12 protein-coding genes are annotated in these 15,494 nt (G+C 65.9%); 6 read left to right on the forward strand and 6 right to left on the reverse strand.

The window, feature by feature from the left end; genetic code table 11:
* Positions 1-76 precede the first annotated feature (76 nt).
* A complete protein-coding gene (gene serA, locus AC5P8Y_RS12125; protein WP_033833465.1) occupies positions 77-1,318 on the forward strand; it encodes a phosphoglycerate dehydrogenase in 1,242 nt (413 codons plus the stop codon).
* Between the two features lie 79 nt (positions 1,319-1,397).
* Here the strand turns inward: serA and AC5P8Y_RS12130 are convergent, their stop codons facing one another.
* A complete protein-coding gene (locus AC5P8Y_RS12130; protein ID WP_080354694.1) occupies positions 1,398-2,012 on the reverse strand; it encodes an NUDIX hydrolase in 615 nt (204 codons plus the stop codon).
* A gap of 133 nt (positions 2,013-2,145) precedes the next feature.
* On the opposite strand from AC5P8Y_RS12130, the gene AC5P8Y_RS12135 reads away from it, so the two are divergent.
* Together AC5P8Y_RS12135 and AC5P8Y_RS12140 are read left to right on the forward strand one after the other, a co-directional pair.
* Positions 2,146-3,621, forward strand: coding sequence for an amino acid permease (locus AC5P8Y_RS12135; RefSeq protein WP_005409456.1), 1,476 nt, complete (start codon positions 2,146-2,148; stop codon positions 3,619-3,621).
* An 82-nt stretch (positions 3,622-3,703) separates the two neighbouring features.
* Positions 3,704-5,131, forward strand: a complete 1,428-nt coding sequence (locus AC5P8Y_RS12140; protein WP_033833464.1) for an amino acid permease — start codon at positions 3,704-3,706, stop codon at positions 5,129-5,131.
* 842 nt (positions 5,132-5,973) lie between these two features.
* Here AC5P8Y_RS12140 and AC5P8Y_RS12145 read toward each other — a convergent pair.
* Positions 5,974-6,426 carry a hypothetical protein gene (locus AC5P8Y_RS12145; RefSeq protein ID WP_229295642.1) on the reverse strand — a complete coding sequence of 151 codons (453 nt, stop codon included), beginning with the start codon at positions 6,424-6,426 and terminating at the stop codon, positions 5,974-5,976.
* A gap of 174 nt (positions 6,427-6,600) precedes the next feature.
* Between AC5P8Y_RS12145 and AC5P8Y_RS12150 the strand changes: the two genes are divergently transcribed.
* The 3 genes from AC5P8Y_RS12150 to mtnC all read left to right on the forward strand — a co-directional run bounded on the left by AC5P8Y_RS12150 (position 6,601) and on the right by mtnC (position 8,591).
* Positions 6,601-7,242, forward strand: a complete 642-nt coding sequence (locus AC5P8Y_RS12150; RefSeq protein ID WP_032966041.1) for a methylthioribulose 1-phosphate dehydratase — start codon at positions 6,601-6,603, stop codon at positions 7,240-7,242.
* A gap of 92 nt (positions 7,243-7,334) precedes the next feature.
* Positions 7,335-7,892: a 1,2-dihydroxy-3-keto-5-methylthiopentene dioxygenase gene (locus AC5P8Y_RS12155; RefSeq protein WP_005409451.1), complete on the forward strand. Its 558-nt coding sequence runs from the start codon at positions 7,335-7,337 to the stop codon at positions 7,890-7,892.
* 3 nt (positions 7,893-7,895) lie between these two features.
* Positions 7,896-8,591 carry an acireductone synthase gene (gene mtnC / locus AC5P8Y_RS12160; RefSeq protein WP_049433633.1) on the forward strand — a complete coding sequence of 232 codons (696 nt, stop codon included), beginning with the start codon at positions 7,896-7,898 and terminating at the stop codon, positions 8,589-8,591.
* Between the two features lie 652 nt (positions 8,592-9,243).
* Here mtnC and AC5P8Y_RS12165 read toward each other — a convergent pair.
* The 4 genes from AC5P8Y_RS12165 to fucP form a co-directional block, all read right to left on the reverse strand.
* A complete protein-coding gene (locus tag AC5P8Y_RS12165) occupies positions 9,244-11,862 on the reverse strand; it encodes a beta-mannosidase (protein ID WP_049404355.1) in 2,619 nt (872 codons plus the stop codon).
* Between the two features lie 91 nt (positions 11,863-11,953).
* A complete protein-coding gene (locus tag AC5P8Y_RS12170) occupies positions 11,954-13,180 on the reverse strand; it encodes an AGE family epimerase/isomerase (RefSeq protein WP_495201982.1) in 1,227 nt (408 codons plus the stop codon).
* Entirely contained in the window at positions 13,177-14,172 is a 996-nt protein-coding gene (locus AC5P8Y_RS12175) for a carbohydrate kinase family protein (protein WP_049404350.1), read from the reverse strand. The genes AC5P8Y_RS12170 and AC5P8Y_RS12175 overlap by 4 nt, the downstream gene beginning before the upstream one ends.
* Before the next feature lie 7 nt (positions 14,173-14,179).
* Complete coding sequence (fucP, locus tag AC5P8Y_RS12180; protein ID WP_111172539.1) at positions 14,180-15,493, reverse strand: L-fucose:H+ symporter permease; 1,314 nt, start codon at positions 15,491-15,493, stop codon at positions 14,180-14,182.
* Position 15,494 lies beyond the last annotated feature (1 nt).

Below are 15,494 nucleotides of genomic sequence, written 5' to 3' on the forward strand. Positions count from 1 at the left end.
ACCAATTGCGCACTGCACCATGGGCGTTGCGATCTGGCATAGTGGTCAGCCCCTGTCCCACTGGCCGTGTCGCCCCATGTCGCCGAAGAAGACCTCGTTCCCCAAGCAGGATATCCGCGTGCTGTTGCTGGAGGGGGTCAGCCAGACCGCCGTGGAGGTGTTCAGCGCCGCCGGCTACAGCCAGATCGAGGCGCACACCAAGGCACTGCCCGAGGACGAACTGAAGGCGCGCATCGCCGAGGCGCACATCGTCGGCATCCGTTCGCGCACCCAGCTCAGCGCCGAGGTGCTGGCCGAGGCCAAGCGCCTGATCGCGGTGGGCTGCTTCTGCATCGGCACCAACCAGGTCGACCTGGACGCGGCCGAGCTGGCCGGCATCCCGGTGTTCAACGCGCCCTATTCCAACACCCGCAGCGTGGCCGAGCTGGTGATTGCCGAGGCGATCATGCTGACCCGTGGCATTCCGCAGAAGAATGCCGAGTGCCATCGCGGCGGCTGGTCGAAGTCGGCCAGCGGCAGCCATGAGGTGCGTGGCAAGACCCTGGGCATCATCGGCTATGGCCACATCGGCACCCAGGTCGGCGTGCTGGCCGAATCGCTGGGCATGCAGGTGATCTTCCACGACGTGGAAACCAAGCTGGCGCTGGGCAATGCGCGTGCTGCGGCCAGCCTGGACGACCTGCTGGCGCGGGCCGACATCGTCACCCTGCACGTGCCGGAGACCCCGGCCACGCAGTGGATGATCGGCAGCACCGAGCTGGCGAAGATGCGCAAGGGCGCGCACCTGATCAACGCCGCGCGCGGCACCGTGGTCGACATCGATGCGCTGGACGCGGCGCTGGCCAGCGGCCACGTCGGAGGCGCCGCGCTGGACGTGTTCCCGGTCGAGCCGAAGGGCAATGGCGATATCTTCGAATCGCCGCTGACCCGCCACGACAACGTGATCCTGACCCCGCACGTGGGCGGCAGCACGCTGGAGGCGCAGGACAACATCGGCGTGGAAGTGGCGGCCAAGCTGGTGCGCTACAGCGACAACGGCAGCACCCTGTCGGCGGTCAACTTCCCGGAAGTGACCCTGCCCGAACACGAAGACAGCCTGCGCCTGCTGCACATCCACCAGAACGTGCCGGGCGTGCTGTCCAAGGTCAACGAGATCTTCTCGCGCCACAACGTCAACATCGACGGCCAGTTCCTGCGCACCGACCCGAAGGTGGGTTACGTGGTGATCGACATTACCGCCAGCGAGGAACAGGCCGCCGCCGTGCGCGACGAGTTGGCCGCGATTCCGGGCACGCTGCGGACGCGCATCCTGTATTGAAAAAAGGGGACGGAGGGGATTAAGTCGTTTGCGGCACATGCGCTATAAACGACTTGATCCCCTCCGTCCCCTTTTTACCTCAACGTGCCAGCCAGCGGCGCGCCATGCGCTGCATGGATTCGTCCGATTCCGGATCGGCCGCGACTTCGGTCACCGGCCGCCAGGCCAGGTCGAGTGACTCCTCGCTGAGCACGAAGGCCTCGCCACCCAGCGCCCGGATCACGAAACGCATGTCGTAGTGCCAGTGCCCCGGCACGTCCTTGCGCTCCGGAATCCAGTGCTTGTCCAGATCGAAGATGGCCGGGTCTTCCAGTACCAGGCCGCTCAGGCCCGACTCCTCCTCGGCTTCCTTCAGCGCCACCTGGGCCAGGTCGCGGTCGCCGTCGGCGTGGCCGCCCAGCTGCAGCCAGCGCTGCAGCTTGCGGTGATGGGTCAGCAGCAGCCGCTGGCCATCGGCGCTGACCAGCCAGCAGCTGGCGGTGAAGTGGCCCGCCAGCCGTTCACGCCGGAACGGATCTTCCGGATCGTCCAGCAATGTGCCGAATTCGGCAGCCAGTGCGTCGTGGGCAGGCTCACGGCGGGCATAGTCCCGCAGCAGGCCACGCAGGCGATCGTCAAGCACGGCAAGGGTTTCGGCGGTCTGGCGCATGAATGGGGGCGGTCTGGAAAAATACTGCTCATTATCGCCGTTCATTGTTGCGATTGCGCTTGTGCGTTAGCTTCAGCTTTGGCTAAGGTACAGCGGGCCGTTCGCGCGGCCTTCACCATTCCAGGGTTGCCGGCAACGTATCGGCGGCCCACCCCATCCGATCACTAGGAAGTACTGCATGCTGAAAGCTCTGTTGAGGGTCAAGCCGGTTGAACCGGCCGGGCACGTCGATGCCGGCGAACCCATCGAAGGCAGCCTGGACGGCGAAGCCACGTTGAAACGGACCCTCACGGCTAAACACCTCATCCTGCTTGGCGTGGGTGCGGTGATCGGCGCTGGTATCTTCGTGCTGACCGGCCAGGCGGCGGCCAACCATGCCGGCCCGGCGGTGATGCTTTCGTTCGTGCTGGCCGGTTTCGCCTGTGCCCTGGCGGGCCTGTGCTACGCCGAGTTCGCGGCGATGATGCCGGTCTCCGGCAGTGCCTACTCGTACTCCTACGCCACCTTGGGCGAAGGCATGGCCTGGTTCATCGGCTGGTGCCTGGTGCTGGAGTACCTGTTCGCCTCGGCCTCGGTCGCGGTGGGCTGGTCGGCGTACCTGATCAGCTTCATCACCACCACCTTGCACATGCCGTTCCCGGACCTGCTCAGCGCCGCGCCCATCGCCTGGACCGGCAGCGAGTTCGTCTCCTCCGGCAAGCTGTTCAACCTGCCGGCGGTGCTGATCGTGGCGGCGGTGTCCGGCCTGCTGTACGTGGGCGTGACCCAGTCGGCCTTCGTCAACGCCATCATCGTGGCGATCAAGGTCACCGTCATCTGCCTGTTCATCGGCATCGGCGCGGCCCATATCGACCCGGCCAACTGGCAGCCGTTCATCCCGGAAAACACCGGCGTGCCGGGTGAGTTCGGCTGGAGCGGCATCTTCCGCGCGGCCACCATCGTGTTCTTCGCCTACATCGGCTTCGACGCGGTCTCCACCGCCGCCGGTGAAACCAAGGACCCACAGCGCAACATGCCGATCGGCCTGCTCGGCTCGCTGGCGGTGTGCACCATCGTCTACATCATCGTCTGCGCGGTACTGACCGGCATGATGCCGTACCACCTGCTGGGCACCGACAAGCCGGTGGCGACCGCCCTGGAGCCCTACCCGACCCTGTCCTGGCTGAAGACGTTCGTGGAAATCGGCGCCATCGCCGGCCTGTCCTCGGTGGTGCTGGTGATGATGATGGGCCAGACCCGCATCGCCTACACCATCTCCCGCGACGGCCTGCTGCCGAAGTTCTTCGGCAAGGTCCACGCCCGCTTCCGCACCCCGTACGTCGCCACCATCGTGGTCGGCGTGATCGCTGCCGCGCTGGCCGGCCTGGTGCCGCTGAACGTGCTCGGCGAACTCGTCTCGATGGGCACCCTGCTGGCCTTCGCCACCGTCTGCGTCGGCGTGCTGGTGCTGCGCTATACCAAGCCGGACCTGCACCGCCCGTTCCGCGTGCCGATGGTGTGGATCATCTGCCCGCTCGGCGCGGCCACCTGCCTGTTCCTGTTCTGGCAGGCGTTCGTGGTGCATTGGCATCTGTTCGTTGGCTGGACGCTGCTCGGCCTGCTGATCTACCTGGGCTACGGCATCCGCAACAGCAAGCTGGCCAAGTCGCCCTGATCCGCCTACGGGCCGGCCTCGCGCCGGCCCGTCCGTTTTCCCCGCGCGCCGCCCGTGGCGCGCTTCGACAAGACCACCACACATGTTCAAGCAACTGTGGGCCACCAAGCACCCGCATGCCGCCCATGAAGACGCCAACGGCCTGAGCCTGCGCCGCCACCTCGGCCCCTGGGGCCTGACCGCCCTCGGTATCGGCGCGGTGATCGGCGGCGGCATCTTCGTCATCACCGGCCAGGCCGCCGCCAACCACGCCGGCCCGGCCATCATGCTGTCCTTCGTACTGGCCGCCATCTGCTGCGCCTTCTGCGCACTGGCCTATGCCGAGTTCGCCTCGATGGTGCCGGTCTCCGGCAGCGCCTACACCTACACCTACGCCACCTTCGGCGAGCTCTCGGCCTGGTTCATCGGCTGGATGCTGGTGCTCGAATACGGCGTCTCCGCCTCGGCGGTCGCGGTCAGCTGGACCGGCTATTTCCTCAGCCTGCTCAGCCAGTTCGACATCCATCTACCGGCGGCGCTGGTCAGCGCCCCACTCGATGCACAGCTGCGCCCCACCGGCGCGATCGCCAACCTGCCGGCCGCTGCGCTGGTACTGATGCTGACCTGGCTGTGCTACGTCGGCATCAGCAAGTCCTCGGCGATGAACATGGCAATGGTCGTGCTGAAGACCGGCCTGATCCTGCTGGTCATCGTGGTCGGCTGGAAGTACGTGGACACCAGCAACTGGACGCCCTTCATCCCGGCCAACGAAGGCCCCGGCAAGTACGGCATGGAAGGCGTGCTGCGTGGCGCGGCGATGGTGTTCTTCGCCTACATCGGTTTCGAAGCGGTGTCGGTGGCGGCGCAGGAATCGAAGAATCCGCAGCGTGACATGCCGTTCGGCATGATGCTGTCGCTGGTGATCTGCACCGTGCTCTACATCGCGATGGCCGCGGTGATGACCGGCCTGGTGCCGTTCCAGCTGCTCGGCACCGACGAGCCGGTGGTGACTGCCGTGGCCGCGCATCCGCAGCTGGGCTGGCTGCGCTGGGTGGTCGAGGTCGGCGCGCTGGTCGGCCTGTCCTCGGTGGTGCTGGTGATGATCATCGGCCAGCCGCGCATCTTCATGATCATGGGTCGCGACGGCCTGCTGCCGCCGGTGTTTACCAGGATCCACCCGAAGTACCGCACTCCGCACATCAACACCGTGATCACCGGCATCGGCATCGCCTTGCTGGCGGCGCTGTTCCCGCTGGACATCCTGGGCGAGCTGACCTCGATGGGCACACTGATCGCATTCGCGGCCGTGTGCGCCGGCGTGCTGATCCTGCGCCGCACCCAGCCGGACCTGCCGCGGCCGTTCCGCATGCCGATGGCGTGGCTGATCTGCAGCCTGGGCGTGCTGAGTTGCCTTGCCCTGCTGTCGGCGATGACGATGCACAACTGGATGCTGATGGGGGTGTGGACGTTCGTCGGTTTCGTGATCTATTTCTGCTACGGCTTCAGGCACAGCCGCCTGCGGGTGAAGTAAAGGGATTGCAGGGCCTGCGGCCCTGCACCCGCCGGAGCCGGAGCAACTTCCAGAGCAACAGCTGGGTTGAGGGTTTGGCGGAGAGGCATGGGTTAGCGGGGGACGCCGTGAATCCATCCATGGAGGCTTGGCCGCGGCATCCATGCCGCGGACACCCCCGCGAACCCATGCCCCCCCGCCCCTGACACTTTCCCGGCACGTCCGGTAGATCCACGCCATGCATGGATGATGGTCATTCCCAGCGACCAGGGCGCCCGACGATGATCATCTGCGGCCAAACCAGAAGGTCTTCTGTATCCAGCCTGCGCCGCCCATGCAGCCCATGAAGTGCTCGTGATTCTCCTTGGCGTTGACGTCCACGGTGTAGCGCTCGGTCTTTGGCATCAGCATCGTCTTGTATTTGCCATCCACGTCGCATGTCTCGCCTTCCTTGCAGGCGTCAGCACCTCAATCTCTTCGGTGCGCTCGACAACGTCCATCTTCTCCGGCCACTTCTCGTTGGCCTCTGCCCTGCAGCGCCACCGCGACTCATCCAGCGGATCAGCATGATCACTGAAGCGGGCCCATTCGGTCGCACAACCTCTGGTCAACAGCGCAAGCCCCGCAGCCACGGCCAGTCGCATACACGTAGCCATCTCCATCATCCTTCTCGATTTCCGGTCGCTGCACGCGCTCGTGCTTTCCATTCACGTCGTACGTGTTCTTGTCCTGCTCGCTGCACGTCTCAAGCCTCTACGCCTGAACGATTCGCACGACCACGGCATTCTCCGCTGGCCACTGTTGCCTCGAGTCCGTTGAGCAGCAACCGGTCGAGCCGCTGTCGTCCGCCGCGCCGGCTCCGCCTAGCGGCGATTGAACCAGATGAGCTGCTGCTGCCAGCCGGCACCGGCCATACAGGCGTTGAACTCGCTGCTGCGGTCGGACGCGTTGACGTCCACGATGTAACTCTCCTCTTTCGGCATGGGTACCATGTTGTACTTGCCGTCAATGGCGCAGACTTCATCAAGCCTGCAGGGCACCTTGCGGTCTTCGTAGACAGTGCGCGTGGCCACTTCATTCCTGACCGGCCAGTGATCGTCGGCCTGCGCCCTGCAACTCGAATGGGCGGGGCCGAATGACCGCGCACCCGCATCCATCTTCACCCATTCCATCGTGCAGCCACTGCTGGCAAGCATGATGCCAATCACCCCCATCATCCCCATCGCGCGCGCGATCATCGAAGTACTCCTTTCCTTGGCGCTCGCCGGAATTTCTGCGGCAATCCGATGATGTTTCGCGGCAAGAGGGCTGTCCACGACCGGAATCGCTTCCAGCGGGAGCGCTGCCCTCCCCATTCAGCCAGCGCTGTGCTTGCCTCGATCCAACCCTTGCGCGCCGCCTGCCAGCACACCGCTTCGCGTTGCCCACGCAGCAGGCAGGCGGTCGCCGCGCGGGCCCAGCATCGGGCCGGATCACGTAAAATGCCGTCCATGGACACCACCACCTTCCCCTACGACACCGCCCGCCTGGGCGAACTGGCCCAGCTGCTGATCGACAACGTCCGCGAACTGGCCCAGGCCGGCTGGACCCCGGCCACCAGCAGCAACTTCTCCCACCGCCTGGACGACCGCCACGCCGCGATCACCGTCTCGGGCAAGGACAAGGGCCGCCTGATCGAGGACGACATCATGGTGGTGGACTTCGATGGCAAGGCCGTCGGCCGCCCGCTGCGCCCCTCCGCCGAAACCCTGCTGCACACCCAGCTGTACCGCCGCTTCCCGGAGATCGGCTGCGTGCTGCACACCCATTCGCCGGTGCAGACCATTGCCTCGCGCCTGTACGCGCCGCAGGGTCATGTGCACCTGGAAGGCTACGAACTGCTGAAGGCCTTCGCCGGCAACAGCACCCATGAGATGGCCATCGACGTACCGGTGTTCGCCAACACCCAGGACATGAACGTGCTTTCGAAGCAGGTCGACGACCTGCTCGACCGCCAGAACCTGTGGGGCTACCTGATCGACGGCCACGGCCTGTACGCCTGGGGCCGTGACATGGCCGAGGCGCGCCGTCATCTGGAAGCCTTCGAATTCCTGTTCCACTGCGAACTGGAACTGCGCAAGCTGCGCGGCTGAACCCGCGCGCAGGTGCAGATGCCGATCCGGAATCTGCACCTCGCCCCCACCCTGATACCCTGTCTTCCCCCCGAGACGTTCAAGCTGCCGCCATGAGCCGACTGCGCATCTACGACGACACCCGCCCCGAATCGCCGCTGCTGGACACCCAGGACGGCGCGGTCATCGCTGCCGAACTGCAGAAGATCGGCGTCACCTTCGAGCGCTGGCAGGCCACCGCACCGGTTGCGCCGGGCGCCAGCCAGGAGGAAGTGTTCGCCGCCTACCGCGCGGACATCGATCGCCTGGTCGCCGAGCGCGGCTTCAAGAGCGTGGACGTCGCCTCGATCGCCCCGGACAACCCGAACCGCGCCGAGCTGCGGAAGAAGTTCCTCGACGAGCACTTCCACAAGGAAGACGAGGTGCGCTTCTTCGTCGCAGGCTCCGGCCTGTTCACCCTGCACGTGGGTGACAAGGTCTATGAGATCGAGTGCGTGAAGGACGACCTGATCGCCGTACCCGATGGCACCACCCACTGGTTCGACATGGGCGATGAGCCCAGCTTCGTGGCGATCCGCTTCTTCACCGAGCCGGATGGCTGGGTCGGCCACTTCACCGGCACCGACATCGCGCAGAAGTTCCCCCGTTACGTACCCACCCAGGCATCCTGATCCATGCAGCCCCGCGTCATCCTGACCGACATCGAAGGCACTACCAGCAGCATCTCGTTCGTCAAGAACGTGCTGTTCCCCTATGCCCGCAAGGCCTTGCCGGCGTTCGTCGCCGAACATGGCCAGCAGCCTGAAGTCCGCCGCTGGCTGGACGCGGTGGCTACCGAGATCGGCGGTGCCTGCCAGGACAATCTGGTGGCCGAGACGCTGCAGGGCTGGATCGACCAGGACCGCAAGCACACCGCACTGAAGGCGCTGCAGGGGCTGATCTGGGACGAAGGCTACCGCCGTGGCGACTACACCGCGCACTTCTACCCGGAAGTGGCGCCGGTGCTGAAGGGCTGGCACGCTTCCGGCCTGCCGCTGTACGTGTACTCCTCCGGCTCGGTACCGGCCCAGAAGCTGTTCTTCGGTTTCAGCGATGCCGGTGACCTCAGCCCGCTGGTGTCGGGCTGGTTCGATACCGAGATCGGCGGCAAGCGCGAGGCCGACAGCTACCGCCGCATCGTGCAGGCGATCGGCGTGCCGGCCGGCGAGATCCTGTTCCTGTCCGATGTGGTGGAGGAATTGGACGCCGCCCGCGAAGCCGGCCTGCAGACCCGCCTGATCGATCGCCTGGATGATTACCCGATGCCGCGCATCGGCCAGGCCGCCAACGGCCACGAGCGGGTCGAGAACTTCCAGCAGATCCAGCTGTAAAGAAGAGATGTGTGCGGACCACCGGTCCGCACCTGCCCGTCTCCGCTTCTGGTAGATGCCAACCTTGGTTGGCATGTTCGGTGTGTGCCAACCAAGGTTGGCACCTACCAAAACAGGATGTGCCGCCCTCAACGATCGAGGTGTGCGGACCAACGGTCCGCACCTGCCCCGCTCCGCGTCTGGTGGATGCCAGCCTTGGTTGGCATGTTCAGGGTGTGCCAACCAAGGTTGGCACCTACCAAAACAGGATGTTCCGCCCTCAACGATCGAGGTGTGCGGACCAACGGTCCGCACCTGCACGTCTCCGCTTCTGGTAGATGCCAACCTTGGTTGGCATGTTCGGTGTGTGCCAACCAAGGTTGGCACCTACCAAAACAGGATGTGCCGCCCTCAACGATCGAGGTGTGCGGACCAACGGTCCGCACCTGCCCGGCTCCGCTTCTGGTAGATGCCAACCTTGGTTGGCATGTTCGGGGTGTGCCAACCAAGGTTGGCACCTACCAAAACAGGATGTGCCGCCCTCAACGATCGAGGTGTGCGGACCGACGGTCCGCACCTGCCCGGCTCCGTGTCTGGTAGATGCCAGCCTTGGGTGGCATGTTCGGTGTGTGCCAACCAAGGTTGGCACCTACCAAAACAGGATGTGCCGCCCTCAACGATCGTTGAGGGTCTTCAGCTTCATTGCTTCGCGCAGGGTCGTCAGGTCCACCGGGCCGCGCACCGCAATGTCCCGGGTCTCGCCCGGCAGCAGATCCAGCAGGTTGTCTTCGACCTGCACGTCCAGCGCACCGAAATCGATCCACGTCGCGCGCACGTAAGCTGCGCTGTCCAGCCGCAGTCGATAGTGGTCGCCTTCGATGGACAGGGTGGCCTTCAGCTTCTGCCGCGGCAACACCTGGTCTTTTGCTTCGACGAATCCGACGATCTGGCGGGCACTGACCGCCCCGTTCTGCAGCAGCTCGAACACGGCCACCGTGCGCTTCGGATCGGCACCGGCCAGCAGCTCGGCATCGCGGAAATCACCGATCGAGGTGACGCCCGCCGCCGTCAACGCCACCGCGTCCTCGCGACGACGCAGCACCTTGCCATCCACATCCATCACCCGTAACCGCCAACGTGCATCTGCGGCAGCGCCATCATTGATCAGGCGCACCCGCGTACTGCCCTCATCACGCAATGCCGCCAGCGTGACCGGCGCGAAGAAGCGCCGCGCGGCGTAGTGCAGCGCCTTCCAGCGACCGAAGTAGTCCAGGCTGGACCATGAAGCACCCGGCCAGACGTCGTTGAGCTGCCAGTACAGCGAGCCCATCGTGTACGGCCGCGAGGCGCGATGGTGCAACGCGGCCAGCGCGATGCCATCGGCCTGCATCACCTGGCTGAGGTAGACGAAGTCCTCGAAGTCCTTCGGCGTGCCGTAGCCCAGTTCGATGTAGTGCAGCAGGCGGCTGTTGCCCTCGCCGGCCATGAATTTCTGGTGCGCGCGGATCACCGGGCTGTCGATGCGCTGCTCGGCGCGGGTGGCGATCTGGTCCACGGTGGCCACCGACGGCCATGCCTGCAGGCCGTACTCGGACATGAAGCGCGGCGTCTCGCGCAGGTAAGCCTGCACCGGCAGCGCCGGATTGCCCCAGACCTGCCAGTAGTGCTTGTCGCCACGCGTTGAATCGTTGGCCTTCTCGTCAAGGTCGTTGCTCGGTGAGCTGGACCAGTACGGCACGCCCAGCCCCTCCTCGCCCACTACCTGGCGCAGATCGTTGCCGAACAGGTCGACGTAGCCCTGCCAGACCTTCGCCGCAAATGCCGGGTTGGCCGCCTTCAGGTCGCGGCCGTGGCCCCAGTCCTTCCAGGCGGTTTCTTCCTCGTTGTTGCCACACCACAGCACGATGCTGGGGTGATGGCGCAGACGGCGCACGTTGTCGCGTGCTTCGGCCACCACGTTGGCACGAAACGCCGGATCGTAGCCCGGCTGCATGCCGCCGCCGAACATGAAGTCCTGCCAGACCAGCAGGCCCAGCTCGTCGGCGATGTCGAAGAACGCATCGTCCTCATAGTAGCCGCCACCCCAGTTGCGCAGCATGTTCATGTTGGCGTCGCGTGCGGCGGTCAGCACCTGGCGCAGGCGCGCGGCGTCGACCCGTGCGGGGAAGGCATCGAACGGAATGACGTTGGCGCCCTTTGCGAAGATCTCTACGCCGTTGATGACGAAAGCGAAGCCCTGCCCGCCCTTGCCGTCTTGCTCGCGGCGCAGTTCAACCGTGCGCAGGCCGATGCGCTGCTCGCGCACCAGCGCTGCATCGGCGCCACCGTCCAGGCGGGCCTGCACGGTGTAGCGGTCCTGTGCACCGTGGCCGACCGGCCACCAGCGCTGCGGCTTGACCAGTTCGACCGGCACTTCGACGGCGTTCTGGCCGGGCTTCAGCAGCACCCTGCGCTGCACCTGGGCCACGATGCGACCCTGCGGATCGCGCACATCGACATGGACCACCGCAGAACCGGCCGCCGCGCCCTGCTCTATCTCCAGCAGCACGGCCAGCTTCGCCTGCTCCGCGCTCAATGCATCGGTACGCACGGCAAGATCGGTCAGGCGGTGCGCATCCCAGGCCTGCAGGTCGACCCAGCGCCACACGCCGGCGGTGACATAGCGCGGGCCCCAGTCCCAGCCAAAGTGATAGGCCGGCTTGCGCGCGAAGTTGCCGACCATCGCGTCCTTGGGCTCATCGCCATAGGGCGAAGGATAGTTGCCGGCGATCTTGTGCGGCATCGCCTGTACACCGGGAAGCAGTGTGCGGATTGGTGAACGGAAAACGATCTGCAGTTCATTGCCATTCGCGCGCAGGCGCCCTTCCACGCGCGCACGCCAGGTGCGGTGCGCATTGTCCGCGCGCAGCAGCGGCCTGCCGTTGAGGCTGACTTCGGCATAGGTATCCAGCCCGTCGAAGCGCAGCTCGGCATTGGGCTTGGCCAGCGTCGCCGCATCCACGTCGAAGCGGGCGCGGTACTCCCAGGCAGCCAGCCCGATCCATTGCAGCTCGGCCTCAGGCGCACCGACGTACGGATCGCGGATCAGCGCGTGGGCGAGCAGGTCGGTGTGCACGCTGCCCGGCACCTTCGCCGCACGCCATTGCTGCAGGCCCGGGTGGGCTGCACCCTGCGCATCACCGGGCAGCATGCGGAATTCCCACTGTGCCTGCAGCGGGGCTGCAGTTGCCGGGAAGGCGGAGGCTGCGATCAGCAGCAGGAGCAGACGGACAACGAGGGAAAGACGATGCACGCGGAGCTCCTGTTCTTCCGCCGGGCGTGGCCCGGCGCTACCGATTCCGGATTGCCAGGCATGGCCTGGCACTACTGCCTTCGAACGATCTTCAGCGCACCACGTTCAATACTTCGTAGCACGCGCCCATGGTGTGGTAATCCACCTTGCCGGCCGGACTCTTCTCGTCGCTGTACTTGCGGTTGTCGGCATCGAGGATGCGGAACCATGCACCGTACTGGTGGTCGACGAAGTGCTCCCACGAGTAGGCCCAGATGCGTTCATACCACTGCCAGTAGCGGTCATCGCCGGTGCGCTTGGCCATCAGTGCGGCGGTGGCCAGCGTTTCGGCCTGCACCCAGAAATACTTGTCGTCGTCGCAGACGAAGCTGTCGCCACCGATCGGCGCACCGTCCATGCCTGGCTGCCGGCGCGACTCCGGTGCGAAGCCGTAGTACAGGCCGCCCCGGGCGTTGTCCCAGCTGCGCGCCACGGCCACGTCGAACAGATGCTGCGCGGTCGGCACCAGCCAGTCGGCCTGCACGTGGCGATCGAGGATCAGCAACAGTTTGGCCCACTCGGTCTGATGGCCGGGCTGGAAGCCCCACGGGCGGAACAGGTGCTTGGGGTCGTCCAGGTTGTAGTCCCAGTCGATCTCCCAGTTGGAATCGTAGTGCTCCCAGACCAGCCCGCCGGCCTTGGCGGCCTGGCGACGGGTCATGTTGTCGGCCAGCTGCAGCGCGCGCTCCACATAGCGCTGTTCGCCGCTGGCCTCGAAGGCGGCCAGCATCGCCTCGCACATGTGCATGTTGGCGTTCTGGCCACGGTAGCCGGTGAAGTTCCACTGCCCATCGGCTTCGTCCTTGTAGAGGCCGTGCTGGGGCTCCCAGAAGCGCGCTTCCAGCAGCTGCCAGGTCTCGTCCATCCATGCGCGGGCCTGTTCGAGACCGGCCTTCAGTGCGCAGCTGTAGGCCAACAGCACGAACGCCACGCCGTAGCAGTGGTTCATGTCGTCCTCGACCTTGCCGTCGCGCAGGGTCCAGGCGTAACCGCCGGTGGCCGGATTGCGGTGCACCTCGCGCAGGTAGCGCACGCCGTGCTCGACCGCCTCACGGTACTCGGCGTTGCCGAATTCGCGGTAGGCCATCGCGTAGTTGAAGACGAAACGCGTGCTGCTCACCAGATGGCGATGGTTGGCGTCGTAGATGCTGCCGTCGTCACGGAAGTAGTGGAAGAAGCCACCGTTCGGATCGATGCAGCGCGGATGGTAGAACGCCATCGTATCGGCGATGTGCGCGCGCAGGAACGCGGGTGAACGGAAGTCGGGGGAGGTGCTCATGCGGTAATGTCCTGGGCCTGCAGCAGCTGCTGCACTTCATCGAGCGAGGGCATCGCGGCGAACGCGCCCTTGCGGGTAACAGCCAGCGCGCCGACCGCGGCGCCGAAGCGCAGCGTGGCGGTGATCGCCTCCGGGTCCTGGCAGAAGGCGGCAAAACCGGTACCGGCGCCGCCGCGCTCCAGCAGCCCAACCAGCACGCCACCGACGAAAGCATCGCCAGCCGCCGTGGTGTCGACGGTGGCCACGCGGAAGCTGGTGACCGTGCCGTGGTTGTCGCGCGTGTACCAGTGCAGCGTGGCCGCACCGTCGGTGACGATCACCCAGCGCGCCTGCGCGGCCAGCAGGCGCCTCAGCACCATTGCCTCACCATCGGCGCCCAGCGGCGCGGCCAGGTAGTCCAGCTCCTCGCGCGACAGCTTCACCAGGTCGGCGCGTTCCAGCGCCTGCCACAGGCGCGGCGTCGGGTCCTCGTTCGCCGGCCACAGCGCGGGACGCAGGTTCAGATCGAGGCTGACCACCGCGCCGGCCGCACGTGCACGGTCCATGCCTGCGAAGGTCGCCCCGGCGATGGCCGGCTCGGTCAGGCTGTTGGAGCAGACGTGGAAGCACTGCGCGCTATCGAGGCAGGCGGCCTGGAAATCGCTGTCACGGAACAGCAGGTCTGCCGCCGGCGGGCGGTAGAAGCTGAAGCTGCGCTCGCCACTGGCGTCGAGGGCGACGAAGGCCAGCGCGGTCTTCGCCGCATCGGTACGCACGATGTAATCCGTGCCCACGCCGTGCTCGACCAGGCTGTCGGCCAGGAAGTCACCGAACATGTCACGGCCGAGCATGCCGACGAACTGGGTCTTCGCGCCCAGCCGCGCAGCGGCCACGGCAACGTTGGCCGGCGCCCCGCCGGCGTACTGCAGGAACGCCCGCGGCGTATCGGCCGAGGCCGGCGGCTGCGCTAGTAGATCGATCAAAATTTCGCCGAAGCAAACGATGGAACCCATTCCGGACTCAGCCTCCCTGCGTTGCGGAAGCCGGCGTGCGTGCGCCGACCAGTCCGTAGAAAATGATGTAGCCGTAGCACAGCAGCGGCAGGATGAAGCTGGCTTGCACACCGATGTGGTCGGCCAGCACGCCCTGCAGGTACGGCACCACCGCACCGCCGACGATGGCCATGATCAGCAGGCTGGAACCCTTGTTGGTCAGCGGGCCCAGGCGCTCGATGCTCAGCGCGAAGATGGTCGGGAACATGATCGAGTTGAACAGGCCGATCACCACCACCGAGTACAGCGCGATGTTGCCGGAGGTCAGCATGGTCGTGACCAGCAGCCCCACGTTGACCAGCGCGAAGATCGCCAGCAGGCGGCTGGGCGAGAAGCGCGCCAGCAGCGCCGAGCCGGCGAAGCGGCCGATCATCGCCATCGTCCAGTAGGCCGACACGTAATGCGTGGCTTCCTGCTCGCTGAAGCCGCCGATGTTGGGCATCGACAGGTAGTTGACCAGGAAGCTGCCGATCGAAACTTCGGCACCGACGTAGAAGAAGATGCCCAGCACACCCAGCAGCAGGTGGCGCTTGCGCAGCGCATCCAGGTAGCTGTGGTGGTGGCCCTGGTCGGCCTGCTCGGTGGCATCGCTCAGTGCCGGCAGGCGGAACAGGTATACGAACAGCGCCAGCAGCACCAGCCCGACGGCCAGCCCCACGTACGGGCCCTGCACGGCCTGCGCCTCGGCGGCACGGTAGGCCAGCTGTTCGGCGGCCGGCAGTGCCGCGATGTCATCGGCACTCTTCACCGTGTTGGACAGGATCAGCATGCCGCCGAAGATCGGGGCGATGGCCGTGCCCAGCGAGTTCAGTGCCTGCGCCAGGGTCAGGCGACTGGAGCTGGTCTGCTCCGGGCCCAGCAGCGCGACGTAGGGGTTCGCAGCAACCTGCAGCACGGTGATGCCGGTGGCCAGAACGAACAACGCACCGAGGAAGGCGCCATACACGCGCAGCTCGGCCGCCGGCCAGAAGCCCAGTGCGCCGATACCGGCGATCACCAGGCCGGCCACGATGCCCTTCTTGTAGCCCAGCGCCGCCACCAGCCGACCTGCCGGCAGCGACATCAGGAAATAGGTACCGAAGAACGTGAACTGCACCAGCATCGCCTTGGCGTAGTTCAGCTCGAACACCGCCTTCAGGTGCGGGATCAGGATGTCATTGAGGCAGGTCAGGAAGCCCCACATGAAGAAGATCGTGGTGACCACGGCCAGCGCCTTGCCGTTGGTGACGGCAGGTGCGTTGCCCGAAGATCCCGTTGGACGGGGCGTTGCGGAGATCGGCATG

It is taken from the genome of Stenotrophomonas sp. YJH_SMC_12-1, assembly GCF_059370935.1.